At 49.7% G+C, this 16439-nt stretch carries 11 protein-coding genes and 2 pseudogenes; 5 read left to right on the top strand and 8 right to left on the bottom strand.

Going from position 1 to position 16439, the window contains the following annotated elements; translation table 11 throughout:
• Positions 1–10 precede the first annotated feature (10 nt).
• The 3 genes from HX773_RS19980 to HX773_RS19970 form a co-directional block, all read right to left on the bottom strand.
• Positions 11–682 carry a nitroreductase gene (locus tag HX773_RS19980; protein WP_176972982.1) on the bottom strand — a complete coding sequence of 224 codons (672 nt, stop codon included), beginning with the start codon at positions 680–682 and terminating at the stop codon, positions 11–13.
• A gap of 71 nt (positions 683–753) precedes the next feature.
• Positions 754–1488 (bottom strand): SDR family oxidoreductase, encoded by a 735-nt coding sequence (locus tag HX773_RS19975; protein WP_176972981.1) that lies wholly within the window; start codon positions 1486–1488, stop codon positions 754–756.
• Between the two features lie 222 nt (positions 1489–1710).
• Complete coding sequence (locus HX773_RS19970; protein ID WP_176972980.1) at positions 1711–2805, bottom strand: NADH:flavin oxidoreductase/NADH oxidase; 1095 nt, start codon at positions 2803–2805, stop codon at positions 1711–1713.
• A 179-nt stretch (positions 2806–2984) separates the two neighbouring features.
• Here HX773_RS19970 and HX773_RS19965 point away from each other — a divergent pair, with 179 nt between their 5' ends.
• From HX773_RS19965 to fliB, 4 genes are all read left to right on the top strand, one after another.
• On the top strand, positions 2985–3902 hold the full coding sequence (locus tag HX773_RS19965; RefSeq protein WP_176972979.1) for an AraC family transcriptional regulator: 918 nt from the start codon (positions 2985–2987) through the stop codon (positions 3900–3902).
• Positions 3903–4340: 438 nt separating this feature from the next.
• Complete coding sequence (locus HX773_RS19960) at positions 4341–5264, top strand: helix-turn-helix domain-containing protein (RefSeq protein ID WP_176972978.1); 924 nt, start codon at positions 4341–4343, stop codon at positions 5262–5264.
• Entirely contained in the window at positions 5245–6429 is a 1185-nt protein-coding gene (locus tag HX773_RS19955; RefSeq protein WP_176972977.1) for an MFS transporter, read from the top strand. Before HX773_RS19960 ends, HX773_RS19955 begins: the two co-directional genes overlap by 20 nt.
• 86 nt (positions 6430–6515) lie before the next feature.
• Positions 6516–7724, top strand: a complete 1209-nt coding sequence (gene fliB / locus HX773_RS19950; RefSeq protein ID WP_176972976.1) for a flagellin lysine-N-methylase — start codon at positions 6516–6518, stop codon at positions 7722–7724.
• A 219-nt stretch (positions 7725–7943) separates the two neighbouring features.
• Here fliB and HX773_RS19945 read toward each other — a convergent pair whose 3' ends face one another.
• On the bottom strand, positions 7944–8189 hold the full coding sequence (locus tag HX773_RS19945) for a hypothetical protein (RefSeq protein WP_176972975.1): 246 nt from the start codon (positions 8187–8189) through the stop codon (positions 7944–7946).
• A gap of 3 nt (positions 8190–8192) precedes the next feature.
• Here HX773_RS19945 and HX773_RS19940 point away from each other — a divergent pair, with 3 nt between their 5' ends.
• On the top strand, positions 8193–8387 hold the full coding sequence (locus HX773_RS19940; protein ID WP_255433273.1) for a hypothetical protein: 195 nt from the start codon (positions 8193–8195) through the stop codon (positions 8385–8387).
• Between the two features lie 169 nt (positions 8388–8556).
• Here the strand turns inward: HX773_RS19940 and HX773_RS19935 are convergent.
• From HX773_RS19935 to HX773_RS19920, 4 genes and pseudogenes are all read right to left on the bottom strand, one after another.
• Positions 8557–9794, bottom strand: a pseudogene (locus tag HX773_RS19935) (IS110 family transposase).
• A gap of 358 nt (positions 9795–10152) precedes the next feature.
• Positions 10153–12351 carry a DEAD/DEAH box helicase gene (locus tag HX773_RS19930; RefSeq protein ID WP_176972974.1) on the bottom strand — a complete coding sequence of 733 codons (2199 nt, stop codon included), beginning with the start codon at positions 12349–12351 and terminating at the stop codon, positions 10153–10155.
• A complete protein-coding gene (locus HX773_RS19925) occupies positions 12348–13664 on the bottom strand; it encodes an ATP-binding protein (protein ID WP_176972973.1) in 1317 nt (438 codons plus the stop codon). Before HX773_RS19925 ends, HX773_RS19930 begins: the two co-directional genes overlap by 4 nt.
• Positions 13665–15980, bottom strand: a pseudogene (locus HX773_RS19920) (TerB N-terminal domain-containing protein). It lies immediately after the preceding gene.
• Between the last annotated feature and the right edge of the window lie 459 nt (positions 15981–16439).

Genomic DNA, 16439 nt, shown 5'->3' with positions numbered 1-16439 from the left:
ATCCGGAAAGCTATTCGTGAAATACGACGCTGTCGCTTAATGCCGCCCTGCCCATTTTGTATTTGTGACTTTCACCCTCAGGATCCTCATAGCCAAATGAAATACCAAAAAGTAGACGGTTATCAGGTGCGATCCTGAGTTGATGTCTGACGGTATCAGCGAAAAAGCCCAGGATGGTCTGAGGAACGCCGGCGAGTCCATGAGCAGTCAGAGAGAGTAAAAAGTTCTGAGCATACATACCGAGATCCGATGCCACCCGCACGTTGTCACCGATGGATGGCATGAATAAAAATGCGGCATGTGGAGCCCCAAAAAAGCGCAGATTATTTTGAACTGCGACGTCCCGCCCCTGCTTATCATCCCGGGCGATACCCATTGCCTCATAATAGGTTTTACCCTGATGAGCGCGGCGCTCTCCGTACACGCCATGGAAGGCTGCTGTATCAAACGTAAAGTCCGGTGTGAAATTCTCACTATCAGCCTCCCGGATCATCGCCTGACTCAGCTCACTTTTTGCCTGCCCCGATACAATATGCACCAGCCATGGCTGCGTATTACAATTGGAGGGCGCGCACTGCGCGTCATTCAGCACGTCAGTAAGGACGGAGTCTTCAACACGTTTCGGGAGAAATGCCCGGGCAGAATGCCGTAAACGCACAGCTTCGTTAAATAACATCGTCATTCAGAAACTCCTGAATTGTATGCTGGCAGAGATAACCCGAATGGATCCGTTCAGGTTATCTCTGACGTCAGTTAATGTTTTTGAACCGTAGGACGGATAAGGATTTCATTTAACGTCATACGCGGAGGGCGGCTTATCGCGAAAGCAATCACGTCTGCGATGTCTTCCGGAAGGATTGCCCAGTCCAGCGACTCCTGCATCAGCTTTTTGCTGTCGGCATTGGTGATATGACTCGTCAGCTCCGTACGTACGGCTCCGGGCTCAATAACGGTTACCCTGATATCAGGCTGAAGCTCCAGACGTAATGCTTCTGACCATCCATTGACGGCAAATTTTGTTGCCGAATAGGCGGCAAAGCCGGCCGCTGCCACACGACCTGCAACAGACGAAATATTGATGAGGTCGCCGTGGCCACTGCTGCGCAGCTGATCGAGAAATACTTCAGTCACGGTCATAGCCCCAAGCAGGTTCGTATCAACCATTAACCTGTGCTCATCACGCTGAGTGGAATCAAACGGTCCGGTCAGCATCACCCCTGCGTTGTTGATCAGGATATCTGCCGGACCAAAAATTTCACTGACGCGTTCCGCTGCCGCAACAACACTGTCCCGATCCGTTACGTCTGCCTTTATAGCAATAGCACGATTACCCAGCTCTCTGACCAGCACTTCGGTGCGATCCGTGCGGCGGGCCAGGAGGGCTACGCGATGACCATCAGCAACAAGCGCTCTGGCGATAGCTTCACCAATGCCTGATGACGCGCCGGTGATCACGGCTACGCGGCCGGTATTGTTTTCGGTTTTCATCATGTCTCCTTTGTGGTGGATAGTGTCTGAGTCAATACTGCGGGACAGAGGCTTTGATGGCCCTGTCCAAATCATCAGGCAGTTACCAGCTGAAGATTAATTGCAATGTTAATAAAATGGGCACTCAGCGCTGCAGGGCAGATGAAGCATGCTGATAACTACCATGCGAGCACTTACCTGCTGATCACAAAACCGGTTATTCCGTTATTTGTCCTGACTTCATCAGGCTGACCAGTTCTGTAGCCAGTAAGAGTAAGGGGTCGGCAAAACGGCCTCTGGCATACTGATGCTGAGTTCGGATGCAGCTTTATAAGGCCAGTGCGGGTTAGCGAGCAGCGCCCTTGCCAGATAGACCAGATCGGTTTTTTCATCCTGAATAAACTGATCTGCTGCCCGGGCATCAGTGATCAACCAGCTTGTGCCTACCGGCAGGTTTACTTCATGCCGTAACCGTTGAGCGTAGGGCACCATAAAACCGGGTGCCCACGGCACGGTTTCTGAGGGGGTTGTTAAAGCGAGCCCAACATCAATGAGGTCTGTACCCGCTTTTTTTAACCATTCAGCTACTTTTAACCTTTCCATGAAAGATGACTCGGGATCTTTATTAAATTCAACTGCGCCGAGTCGTACAGTAAGCGGCAGATCGTCCGGCCAGACTTTTTTGACATCTTCAATAATTTCCAACATGAAGCGTGCCCGGTTTTCCAGAGGGCCTCCATACTGGTCTGAACGTAAATTTGATTCTGAGGAAAGGAAGCTCTGAACAAGAAATCCGTGAGCAAAATGCAGTTCAAGCCATTTAAATTCCGCATCGCGCGCGCGCCTGGCAGCATCAGTAAAATCCTGCCGGACACGTGTAATATCTTTCAGAGACATCTCACGTGGAACATAATCACTTGCAGGAAAAAAAGGGACCGCACTGGGGCCAACGGGTGTCCAGGAATCCAGATCATCGTTATCCAGAGGTTTTCCTCCCAGCCATGGAGGCGTACAGCCAGCTTTGCGGCCCGCATGTCCCAGCTGGATGCCAGGCACCGCCCCCGCTCTTTTGATGGATGAAGCGACAGCCGACATCCCTTCCGTATGATTATTACTCCATAGTCCCAGATCTCCGGGAGTAATCCGACCTTCCTGGGTAACTGCAGTAGCCTCGAGGATCACCAGTCCGGAACCGCCTTTAGCCAGCATGGCATAATGCGACATATGCCAGTCGTTAACATATCCATCAGTTGACTGGTACTGGCACATTGGTGATACCACAATACGATTTCTGAGCGTGACGTCTTTTAACGTAAAAGGAGAAAACAGGCCGGGCATAGATGCCTCTTGGAATTAAATTAACAGTTAACATTCATTATTGACCTGAAGCAGGGGATGTTCTTGTCCTATTTAACGCAATGATTGCCTAAAACGATTTATTTCACCGACCGTGGAATTATGAATACTTGCGTGTTAATTTTATTTAATTCGCCTCTTACGGTAATAAGGCAGTTGTTATGCAAAATCCGGCCTTAAGAACAAAAGAATCTGCCATCAAGTCCCTTTACGATTCCATACGAAACTTTGCTCAAACTGATGGAGACTTCCCGACCGTTATTCCTCAGCTGTCGCTGCACACCCGCAGTAAACCCACGGAACCTCTGCACTGTATTTATGAAATGGGCCTGGGCGTGGTAATTCAGGGAAAAAAACAGCTGATCCTTGAAGATACAACGACCCGGTATGGCGGGGGCGAAACGCTTTTAACAACGATAGATTTGCCCGTCGTTTCACACGTCACAGAAGCATCGCCATCAGAGCCGTTCGTTGGCATGATGATTAAAATTGATCCGAGGATGGTTAATCAACTGGCCGAGCAGGTCCCTGCTGCGCGTGCGCCGGGACGGATCTACGCAAATCCTATGGCGGTGATGGCCCTGGATAAAGGGCTGGCCGATACCCTGACAAAGATGGTAATGCTCCTTGACGAGCCCCAGCTTATCCCGCACGTGGCGCCGCTGATCCAGCAGGAAATTATCCTCAGACTGCTCGTGAGCGAGCACGGAAACCGGCTAAGGCAGCTTGCGGTGACCGGTTCACCCAGCCAGCAAATTTCACGCGTGGTTGCATGGCTGAAGCAGAATTTTATTCGGCCGATGAGCATGAATGAACTGGCCACAATGGCTTCGATGAGCCCCTCAACGTTCAGACAGCACTTCAGAAGCGTGACGGGAATGAGCCCACTCCAGTTTCAGAAAAAGCTTCGCCTTCAGGAGGCCCGGCAGCAGATGTTAAACCGTCATCTGGACGCAAGCAGTGCCGCTATGAGTGTGGGCTACGAAAGTGCCTCTCAGTTCAGCAGGGAATACACCCGCGAATTCGGCGATCCTCCTCTCAGAGACATAAAGAAAATGCGTATGGCACAGCATTTGTAGCAAATCCGTCGTAGAGGCACGCCGGATGCCGTTCCCCTCATTCGGAGAAGATGATATTAAATAACCGGCAGTCCGGCGCCTCAGATATTCCTCTCTGAACGGGATCAGGCAGCCAATAAAAGCGCTTTCCTGTTCAAAAGTCCTTCACGATGAAAGTTCTTTTCTCTGCATCACAATACCTGACAGGTGGAGAATTTCACTGTGTAATAACGTACAGGTTACCCTGTGATAATTTTTTAACGCTCAGCCATTCAATCAGTTTGGGCAAGAATCTCCTCACTATAGACAAAACTGTATTCTGTCTATACGGCATAATCTGTTCTGGCGCTACAGTTATTCAACCAAAAAAAAGAGTTCGCCGATCCCATAAAATGTACCCATGAAAATGCATGCCAGAACGTTTTTTTAATGCAGACAGTTGAATTCCGGAGAGGATCTGTGGACAGACTAAATATAATCCATGACCTGCAGGAATGGATTGAACATCATCTCGGGGAAAAACTCGGCATTGAGGAAGTTGCTAACAAATCGGGCTATTCAAAATTTCACCTCCAGAGGCTGTTTCGCGAATTATCCGGGTATACCATCGGCTCCTACATCCGTTTCCGGAGGCTGACAAAAGCTGCTATTGAGCTCAAGCTGACTAACCTGAGCGTGGGCGATATTGCAGAACGCTACAATTACAGCTCGCAGTCTGCTTTCACACGTACCTTTTTTTCTCACTACAGATCAACGCCGGCTGACTACCGCCGATCTGAAGAATGGGACTGCAGAGGAATGCTATCCCCAGCAAGGACGATTAAAAAGAAATTCAATATCATTTCGTTGCCTGAGAAAGTCTTTAAGGGGCGAACGGTTATTTGTGATTTTAAAGTTGGAAGCGCTGAGTTAACCAGATTAAATCATCTGGAATGTTTCAGAATGAAACTGGGAAGAAACAGGAAAATGCGCCCGCCGGTTATTTATGGCGTTCACCATTACAATTTACATCAGGCACACAACGACATCAGTAAAATACTATACACAACGGCTGTTGAGGAAAGAAAACTCCTGAATCCTAAAGCGCCCCAGAACCTCATTTATTCGTCCGAAGGGTATTTTGCACAATACAGCTTCGCTGGAACGCCTGCCAGTTTTACAAAGTTCGCAGAATCCGTTTACCAGAATGACTTTCCTGGTTCAGGACTGATACGAAGAAAGGGAAATGACATCGAGCGCTACTATACCAGTGAATCTTTCTGGGATAACCCGGCGTCGACGGTGGTTCAGTGCGACTATTTTATACCCGTCAGGCAATCCGATCTGCCATCAGCACCCGGGCCTGGTATTTTAAAGGATCAGCATGACCTCCACAGCGTCTGAAGACATAGCAGTCACCTCACAGGCAAGAAGTGCCGTTGCCGCCATGTCAATGTGCGTGGCTCTGCTGATTGCTTCCGAATTCCTTCCGGTCAGTCTGTTAACGCCGATTGCGTCCGACATGCACGCTACGCAGGGTATGGCCGGGCAGGCCATTTCAGTATCAGGACTGTTTGCTGTCATAACCAGCCTGATAATTCCTTCTTTTGCGGCACGGTTTGACCGCCGGGCGGTATTAACGAGCCTGTGTGCGGTAATGCTCTGCTCCTTGATCCTGATTGCTTCTGCATCAAACTTCCTGATCCTTATCGCGGCACGGGCGCTGTTAGGTATCACCGTTGGCGGCTTCTGGGCGCTGGCCACTGCAACCGTTATGAGGATGGTTCCTGATGAATTTGTCCCGAAAGCTCTGGGTATGCTTTACATGGGAAACGCTCTGGCTGCCGCACTTGCTGCTCCGCTGGGAAGTTATTTAGGGGGGATCATCGGTTGGAGAGGTGTCTTCTGGGCCCTTGTTCCCTTTGTCATTTTGAATCTTATCTGGCTGTGGCGAAAACTCCCGTCAATAAAGCCAGATAGCTCACGTCAGAGCACTAAAGTACTGACGCTATTAAAAAGGCGCAACATTGCCTTCGCCATGCTTGCGGTGACGCTTTCGTACATGGGGGCGTTTACCACCTTTACGTATTTAAGACCCTTTCTTGAAAACGTCACTCACGCAGATAACACCCAGCTGTCATTGCTTCTTCTGGGGCTTGGACTGGCGGGCTTTATCGGTACTTACTGTGCAAGCAGGCTGATCGGGAAACATCTGTACCTGACCTTGGCCGCGTTGCCATTAACACTCTCCGCGGTAACGCTTTTACTCTTATTTACCGGGCGCCACTTATGGCCAACCGCGCTGGTACTCCTGTTATGGGGCATTGTGAATGCCAGCATTTCCGTCGTGTGGGCATTATGGCTATCAAAGGGTGTCGCAGATAATCCCGAGGCCGGAGGGGGGCTTATGGTTGCCTTTATCCAGCTGGCAATCATGCTCGGTGCCTCACTGGGTGGCTCATTACTGGATCACTTTTCCTTAACCACCACCTGGTACGGGGGGGTGATTATATTACTGGCGGCGGCGGTGTCCGTTGGTTCCGGAAAAAGACTCCGGACAATAAAATAAAAACTGCAGTAATTAAAAAATTTCAATTTCGTATTCTTATCAGATACGTGATTTATTTTTATTGCTCTTTTCAGAGACTCTTCCTCATGAATGAAATAGTTATTGTTGAGCCGTCTTTTTTCTCCGCGTTTCGCTGTGTGGGCGGTGCGTGTCCCGATCACTGCTGTAAAGGCTGGGACATTGCACTCGATAAAGTGACCGTCGAGCGCTATCAGCAAAGCGATGAAATTGAGATCCGTAATATCGCATCAGATAATATTATCACTACGAAAGAGAGCGAAGGAAACTGGGGTAAGATTAAGTTAAATAACGATGGAAGCTGCGCCTTTCTTGACGAGGAGCGCCTGTGCAGGGTACATAAATCCCTCGGAGAAAAGGCGCTTAGCACTACCTGCGCGATCTATCCGCGCACGTATGCAAGCTATAAATATGAAATAAGATCTAACCTGACGTTATCATGTCCTGAGGCCGCAAAAATACTCCTGACCACTCCGGATGCGATGCTTTACAGTGAAAGAATCAAGCTAAGCCCTCAGCCAATTGATGCACCGGATATTATGCAGGAAGATCGCCTGCTCAATCTGATGTGTACCAACATCATGGTTCATAGCGGACGCCATATTAACGAAGGATTTTATACTGTCCTGAAGCTTCTGATGTTCCGGGAGGGAGCTAAAAAAGATGCTACCCTCACAGATAATTTATTAAGCTACTACGAAAGCATAATTTCGGATATTGAAAACGGCGGCATAAAGCACGAAATAAAGCGTGTGTCCGCGGATTATCACTTTACATCCGCCCTGCTGTCTCAGCTGCAAAACTTCCTGACAAGAAACAGTGAAGGCAGAGGAGCGTCAGTTTTACGCCGCTATACTCAACGATTATCTGCACTTCACGGTAATGACCCTAACAGCGTAGATCTACCCTCACACATGCAGCAGCTGGACATAATATGGCGTGAAAAAACGATCGTCTGGCTGGAGCAATATCCTCACATGCTGATTAATTACGTTCAGTACCGGTTTTATGAGGATTTCTTCCCGCTGAAAAATGGCAGGAGGCCTTTTGCTAATTTAGCGCTGATGCTGTCTGAGCTGTTCCTGCTGAAAAGCCTCATTTCAGCAACCGTAGAAACGCAGGGTGACCCTGAAGAGGCCGACATCGTCAATATTATTTATAGCTACCACAGCCTTATCAGACACAATAAAAATGCAGAAGACTTACTGCTGACGGAAATTGCCCCGTTATTGTCTGACGGATGTCATTCATTACTGCCGCTTTGCGTACAGTACTGATATTTGAGTTCAGCACGGCCTGATGTTTATTCACGCCTTCTGCTTTTAACATCGCGGGCCGGTTCATCCTGCAGATGTGGCATTCCGGTCTGTAAACGGTCTGACCTATCGGGCTTTACTGTCCGCCCTGCCTTATTAAACGGCGTGTATGACAAAAGTGCCGCATTTCGCGGTCTTCAGGACGTCCGGTCGCCATGGCTGCCGCCGCAGCGGATCTAATCAATCCCATCCGCAGGCGGCTGTCATGTGGTTTGCATCGATTCCGAGCTGTACAAAGAAGGCGCCCAGAAGAAAGACCTCAGCAATAAATGACGCCCTGTCCGTGGCAAAAAGCGCAACCAGCTGGGCGGAGATGACGGTGCCCATGATCACCCAGTTATACCACGCCATGTTCGTCTCAAGCGCCCCAAGGAACTGGCGGATCCCGGTGAGCTTCCAGATAGCCGCCAGAAGATTGATGTACATGAAGTGGATGATGATGAACTTAATGAGTTAAATGCTACCTTCGTTCCGGATTTAGCAATTGTTTTATCAACAGGCAGATATGAACTTGAGTGGATCTCTGCCTTAGCGACAGCATCCTGTATTGCAAGTCTTGCAGGAGGACTTGTAATTGACTATTTAACTGGTAATCAATACTTTGCTGATGATGCGGTTAAATGAGCTAAAGCTGATGTGTCGAAAATACAATAGTAGACTGATAAGGTTCAGTCTTTCGTTACCTGCTAACGCCAGTCAATTGCATCTTTTATTTGCGGCATGCCATATGGGATGTTCTTGAATTTATCAGACTAAAAAGTCCGCTTCACGCCCTGAGACATTCGACAAGCTTTTATGGCTTCAGTAAGGGCGAGTGTCGCGCTGCGAGAGCCAGCAAATACTTCGCTTCATCGTACTGGGTTCTGGTCTTCCAGCAGCGGTAAATGATCCTTATCCATTTGAAGGCAAGAGCACGGATTGCAGACTGATGAGATTTTCCTTTTTCTCGCAGTCCCTGATAATACAGCTTGGCCCAGTATGATGAGTTACCGTTTTGGCAGCCCATTCAACTAAGGTCTGCCTGACGAACCTGGCACACTGCCATCTCCAGTGAACCCAGGATTTCTGACCACTTCTTTCTGTCACCGGTGCAATACCTGCGTAGTTTTGAATTTCTTCAGCGCTATTAAACCGGTCGCGGTTATCACCAAGCGCAGCAAGCATTCGTGGGCCCATACAAGGCCCCATGCCCGGAAGTGATTTGAACAGCCCCGCATCTGGCAACGTGTCAAACAGCGTTTCGATTCGTTCGTCATAGGTTTTGATGATTTCACTCACGACTTTAATTTGTGTCGCCAGTGCTGTTGCCATCAAAGCATTAGCCTCTATAACACTCGGGTCTGTCGTCAATGGGATCGCGTTATCAATACTCAAAACACGCTGCTCGGTAAGGGCCACTGCGCGACCACCTTTGGCATTCAGAAAGTTGCGGATCGTGTCGCGCCTGGCTTGCTTCAGTTGTTGCAGACTGGGCCATCGTATAATCAGTTCACACAACAGTAAGCTCCCCCGATGTGAGAACCACTCCAGGGGCTGAGGATAATACTGTTTAAGCGTGTTGATTATACGGTTCACAAAACGGCGTTTATCTTCAACCAGTTGACGACGTTGCTCAACCAGTTGCTGAAGTAAGCGAATATCCGCATTGTCGGGTTCAATAGCTTTTATCTTTTGGGGATAACGCAGCATTAACTCTAATGCCAGCTCTGCATCCTGCGGGTCATCTTTAGCGTCGCTGGGCGAGAAGGCTTGCCGGTAACGAGCCAGGGACAAAGCGTGGACGGGGAAAACGGTGATAAAGGGATATTTTTGAAGAGCATATACCACGGGGCCCTTCTTCAGCTCGAGAGCTATGGCGATTCTGCCTTTTACTTTCTGGTGTAACCCGGTAAGCCAGACATCAAGCGCTTCTGGTGTATGTTCAATCACATGGAATACGCGTTCACCGTTTTTAAACTGAACACAGACATCGTGTTTTTTATCTGCCCAGTCCAGACCAACATGTGCAGCAAACTGATTAGTCGCGGTCATCACCAACTCCTCTTCATCGGGGATTGGTATGCATTCCACGCTCTTCGAAAGAAATATAGCCAGCAGTTTATCTGCATGCCCTGAGTATTCGTTAGCGAACGTGGAGCACCTACTGGCTCGAAAGAAAAGCGGCGATCATCGCATGATTCTCGCTCAATATTCGTAACCAGTAAGCGCATACCCTGAATCACTTCAAAGTGTAATTCTCAGGGTGCGAATGACTATACTTCGCTCAAAGCAGACCTAATTTGCAGCAACACTAATCATTCACAATCAGCCACAGTAGTCAGGCCCGAAGCGCCGCTTCTGTGAGTTCGATGAAAGCTTAACGGCTCTACTTACAGCAAACGTAAGCAGATTACTTAAGATTGTCTTGAAGCCAGCGACGAGTGCCCTCAACATCATACGCCTTTGCTCCGTAACCGCTTGCAAGCAGTGAATCTGGAAGGAATTCATCATATTTTTCCAGGTACTTCTCCGGAACGTCTGCGGCGAGTTCAGCCTCGGTGGGCAGGCCCGAGTTCATCATATGTTTAAGCGCGTGCCTGACCGATGCCACGCTTGCGTCTTCAGCCTCAATCACACCGGCAAATGAACTGACTTTAAAGCCGAATCGCACGAGCAATGCTGTGATCGTATTGACGACTTTGTCCCCCATCCAGGGGAGCACGCAACAGTGCGGTCCCAAGGTGATAAAGTGAGCATCTTGTAGTTGGTAACGCTGAAAGTAGTTAAGGCCCTCTTTAAACAGCGATCTTGCTGCGGCATCGGCATAGTCCACCCTCTGGTCACCAATCGCTATGCGGTAATCCCCTTCCATGTATATCGCAAGCATTTCCTGGCGAACAACATCGTGCACAGACATGCCTCCACCGCTGAACAGCGGTGGCTGGCCACCTTTGGTTGATTCGACGTAAATGACCTTTTTCTCTGCATCAATTTCGGTCACCTTCCAGCGAAGCCCACCAAAGATGATGTGCTGCCCTGGCAAAAGGGGTGAGTCTACCGGAAGTGTGCCAAGAATCCGGCTGCCTGTGACTATGCGAAACTCTTCCGGCGTATTGAATACGGCATAAAACGTATAGTGGTTGGTAAGTTTCTCGCCCTCAGCGCCTACAACGACCTCTCCGCTCGCCAGCTGCGTGAGCAGCCCGCACGCAACCATGTGTTTGAGCAGTATTTTGAAAGCGGATAAATCGATATTCCGGAACGGACCTTTTTGACAGAGCTGTAACCAGAGCTGATCCGCCCGAACCCCACCCCACTGCGCGGTGATAGCGAGAATTTGATGCAGCAGCGTCGAGTAGTGTTTCTGAGAAGTATCCGCTGGTTCGAACCATTGCTGCGAGATAGTGAGTCTGATCATTGCCATCGATTGAACCAGCTGCAGCCTCAGGTGGTCTATCATGCCACTTGTTGCTGTGAGTTCGCGTTCTGTAATGAGCATTCGCAGTACCGACGGAGTTCCACGCCGCCCTGAACGTCCCATGCGCTGACGCAGGCTTGAGACAGATTGAGGAGGGGTAACCTGAATAACTGACTGCACCTTACCGATGTCGATACCCAATTCCAGCGTCATGGTACAAATAGCTGTAGTGGGCAAATCTCCTCGCTGTAATCGTTTTTCCAGCGTCTCGCGAAGTTCTCTGGCGAGAGAGCCGTGGTGGGGAAAGAACTCATTGGGGACGACCTTTTCCTCGCACATGTCGCTAAGCGTGGCAGCAATGCTCTCCGTACGCTTTCGGCTGTTGGCGAAGACCAGATGAGAATCACCACGGCAGAGCCTGAAGATGTCCGCACATACGCGCTCTTCAGCCGGCGCCTTTATCTCTTCGCCCTTGATGTTAACCGGTTCCAGATAGCCTTTAACCTGCACCTGAAGCATGGCCGAACTGCTGTTGTCCGTTATCGTTATGCACTCCAGCTGCCTGTCCGGGCGCAACTGTTCAGGCACTTTCTCCAGTTCGCCAAGTGTGGCGCTCAGCGCGACCCGGGGAACCGGATTATCGTGGCGACCGAGCACATGTTCAATTCTGTTCAGCAGAGACAATAGCTGCATGCCGCGATCTGTGCCAATGAACGCGTGAAACTCGTCAATGACCACATAGGCAACGGATGAAAATGCCTGCTTAAGCCAGCCCGATGAGTTAATGAGCAAAGACTCAAGCGACTCAGGCGTAATGAGAAGGATGCCGGAAGGATTGGCCCGGGCTTTCTGTTTTTTACTCTGAGGAACATCGCCGTGCCAGGGCGTCACCTTCATACCCAGCGCCTCGCCCAGACTTTCCAGACGACGATACTGGTCGTTGATCAGGGCTTTAAGCGGGCTGATATAGACGATGCCAAACCCGCCGGTAACATCAGCCGTTGCAGAGCAGGCTGGCAGAAAAAACGCCTCTGTTTTACCCGCAGCTGTACCGGCACTGATCAGTACGTCGCGGTCACCTGCTAAGACGGCAGGAATTGAGCTCTCCTGCAGGGGTCTTAAAGCCGGCCAGCCCTGCCGGTAGACCCATTTCTGAACCCGGGGATCGAGGCTGTCATAAGCGCGACTCATAACCTGAAGCTTGCCAGGCCGTCATTATCTTCTTCGTCGTCAGAAACGGCGTCATCCATGTCGCTTGGTCTGTCATCCTCGATAGCAACGCCTGAGATTAACGACTGCCAGTTCATCGAACGGTTTTGCTCCAGAATGGCCAGCATATCCAGAAACCCCTTGATAGTATTGCGGGGGGTCCGGAAGTAAGCATCCCCGATAGTGTTACTGCAGTGGTGAAGAAAACCGGTGAGCGCATCATCCGAAACGAGATATTTATCCGTATCCCCACCAGCGTATACGTGACGGAGATTTTTTAGCAGTATGTAGAGCTCTTCAGGCGTCAGGCTTGCGAGATGCAGTGCTGGAGAGGAGTAATCGATGACACCAGAACGTTGTGCAAACCGATTTTCAGCCAGGCGAGACTGAAGCGCTTCATAACTGTAAAGGCCCTTGCGCGGGTCAAACAGGAATTCGGGTGTGCCACCGAGGATAAATCCAAGGTTTTCAGCGGAGCCCTGCAGGCAGTCATTCAGGATCCGCAGGATTTGCTCATAATTTGCCGTTCTCGCCTGCGTATTGTTCAGCTTATAGAGATTCACCATCTCATCCAGGCTGACCAGAAGTCCGGCATAGCCCGCCTGGCGGACGAAGAGACTCATCAGCTTAAGCGCATCATAGAATGAGGCGTCTGAAATAATAGTACGGACGTCCAGATCGTTTCGGGCATCTGTTTTCGTGGTGTATTCACCCCGCAGCCAGCGAATGGCATTGGATTTCAGCGCCTCATTATCCTGTTCATGCCCGCGCCAGAAAGCCTCAATGACTTTTGCAAAATCATATCCACCCACCATCTCAGTCAGCGCTTCCAGACGTCTGTGGATCACCGTAGAAACGGCAGAGCTGTCAGCATCCGCCTCTTTCCTTGCCTCCGTGACGAAACGCTCCACTACACTCAGAAGCGCGTTCCCATCCGGCTTATTCCGGGTTGACATATTTTTCATCAACTCAGAGTAAAGATTACGCGCTTGTCCCCCCGAAGAATGAATACGTCTGTCAGGGGAGAGGTCGGCACTGACAGTGACCAGTTTTTTCTCCAGTGCAATGGATCGCACAACGCTCATAAAGAAGGTTTTTCCCGAACCATATTCGCCGATGATCAGCCTGAAGCTGGCACCACCGTCGGCGACCCTCTCAATATCCTGATGGAGCGCTGTAATTTCATTCATGCGTCCAACCTGAATATGCTGGATGCCAATTCTTGGCGTCACACCTGATTTCAGTGACTGAATAATGGCATCACGCTCTCTGGTTCTTATACGTGCTCCAGACATTTACACTTCCTCTAATTCTTCGGCAATTTCAAGGTCTACCCAGATATCATCTTCTGCATCGTCCAGTACTGGCGCATCGACCATTGCAAACGACCAGTCATTAATCACTTCAAGCGCTCCGCCCAGCATCAGGCCAAACTGCCCACAGAGATCGGTCGCTTCTTTGCGGGACCACTGTTCTTTTTCTCTCAGCTTTTCGTAAAGCTGACTGTGAGCGAGGTCCAGTCCTGCCGTCTGTGGCTCTGGAGGGGTTGCGCCCTCGCGCGGCTCTAATTCGTCTTCTGTAAAAATCGTGCTGAGTAGTTTGCGCACGTCATCCGTAGCCGATTCATGTCGGGCCAGCACCCTAGCATCAAGGGTAAACTCCTGTGGAGCAGGAGTTTTATGTGTGAAGACCTGTGCTGAGGGCTGTTCGTTCGTCGAATGCTGATGGATGATGCCGGATAGCGTGGCGGGATCGAGTCCCAGCCCCGAATAAATTTTTTCCAGCTGTTTGATTTCAGCGGCCTCGATGCGTCCATCCGAACAGGCAACGCTCACGATAAACTGGCCGACGGCTGCCTTTTCAGCAGGATTCAGTAACGCCAGCCTGTTTTTCATTCCCGTCATATTAGCCGGCGTGTGAAGCTGCCAGCTCAGATAGGCATGCAGGGAGCGCCTTTCATCTTCGTTAAAGTCCCGATTATGATCGATAGCGTTTTCCAGCACGGTCCGTTCTGACTGCTCTATGTTGTTATCGATCATGGCCACAATCGCCCCCAGCCGCAGCATCATGACGGCTGAAGTGAATGCCGGTGTCGGAGAGATGCGGTGTCCGTCTCCTGCTGCATATAACACCAGCACACCGCCGACTTCAGACTTCACATGGTGATAAAACGGATCAGGTGCCATCCGATATCCCATTTTTGCGGCAAAGGCCTGCATCAGATCGATTTCTTTTTTATTTAACTTTGCTGGGATACCCGCCCCCATATGCTCCCAGAAATCGGCAACCGAGGTTAAACCTGCTTGACCCGCAATGACGCCATCAGCCCAGTTCCTGAATGCACTTAATACTTTGCCTGCGCTTTCGTTGATGATTTCTGCTGGCAGTAACATAATCGCTGCAGTGTCGTTTTCAGAAGTATCTTTCCTGCCCAGATAACGACTGTAAGCATCCAGGTCTTCTGTACACACCTCTGCCAGTGTCACAATTTTCTGAATGGGACCTTTTAAGGAACTTGGATCAGGGAGATCGGCAACCGGGAGACGTACACCGCGCAGGCTTGGGCTGGCGGGCGCGTAATCAAGCCGCAGTCGTGTTTTATTCGGCTTAACGACCATCCCGTCCCTAAATTTGAGGGTGTATCGCCGCTTGAAAAGCATCGCAAACTCTCTCGCACAACGACGGGCAGGGGTACGTATCGCGTATTCCGCATGATGTGTCACCCACGTAAGCGCCACATCGGCTGACACGGGTATTCCTGCTTCTACCGCTTGTGCAAGTGAGAGCTTAAACATCATGCCGTTACTCAATCCAGCCTCGTTGCCAGAAGCGGTAGGGAGTTCAGTCTCCGGCCGCAAGATAGACATGGCTTCCAGCAACTGCGATGAGTAGTGACGGAAGGAGCGGTTTTCAAAGAATACCGACCTAAGCCGTTCAACCTCAGAAAACAGCGAGCTAAATTCAGCATCGGATATATTTTCATCTCTGCTGTCCACAAGGGCCCTTCTCTCCAACCCATAGAGGTAGATAAACACATATCCTACAGGGCATGATGCATCACATCGGTCACTTGCCAGCCAACTGAGATATGCGCCGCGAGACTCTGGAGTAAGGGAGCAATATTGCGGCCAGTAACCCAGAGAACCGTCTTCGTAATCATAGGAAACATGCTGAGTCTTTAGCGTGGCATCAATCAGTGATGCTTCACTCCCATCATTATAATTTCCACTGAGGCTTTGCCCCGGAGGATTCATCCGTTGGCCGAAATACAGGAACCCGCCAGCAATGACGAGCCCACCTACAGAGATCTCATTACCCGGCAGTATCCACTGAGCGAGAACGCCGCTTTTCTTGGAACTAGCCTGTCGTGGAGTAGCAGAGATCCGGTACTCCACAGTCCGTCCCGTTGTCAGCGTAAATGTTGCAAGCGCATCGTCGTCACTGTCATCGTTTACCACATTATTCCCACTGTTTTTGTTACCCGTTTTCCACGTTCTGGGAGACTCTTTTTCGGCTTAATAGGAATTTGAATTGCCTGATTTGTGTTTTTTCTTTTTGAAAAACAATAAATAAATCAGATAAATTGCCGCTATGAATATCCATAATTCCATGAGCAATAACCTTTGCCTTAATTTGGTTATAAGTTATGACGCAAGTAGATTAATCTTAAAATAATACTTCTATATCCGCAGGGTTAACACTAAATTCTTCACCTATCTAAGTCACTAATATTTATGAAAAATACTTAAATACATAAGCGAAGTCAGTATGATTTACTGTAACCAAACTAATCTGGGAGCAATTATCGTTGTGAGGGGGCAAAATCTTTCTGGACTCCAGCTCCTGAGATGCAGCAGGATTTTTGGGGGTGTCACGGTGAGGAGATTCGAATTGCTATCTTCCGCCGTTCGTTCTCAGCAGAAATTAGGTTTCATGTGCTTGTTGGCTTTGTGCATGAAGAGACTTTGCCAGGTGAAGACTTCAAGAGAGTCTCTTAGCAAAAGCGCCATCTGCTAGAAAAACCTATTACGTCCGCTTTTCGCTGTGAGTTCAACCGATGGATGCAACAC

Source organism: Pantoea sp. B9002, assembly GCF_013385945.1.
Lineage (GTDB): Bacteria > Pseudomonadota > Gammaproteobacteria > Enterobacterales > Enterobacteriaceae > Pantoea.
This window is presented reverse-complemented; position numbering and strand designations above follow the sequence as displayed.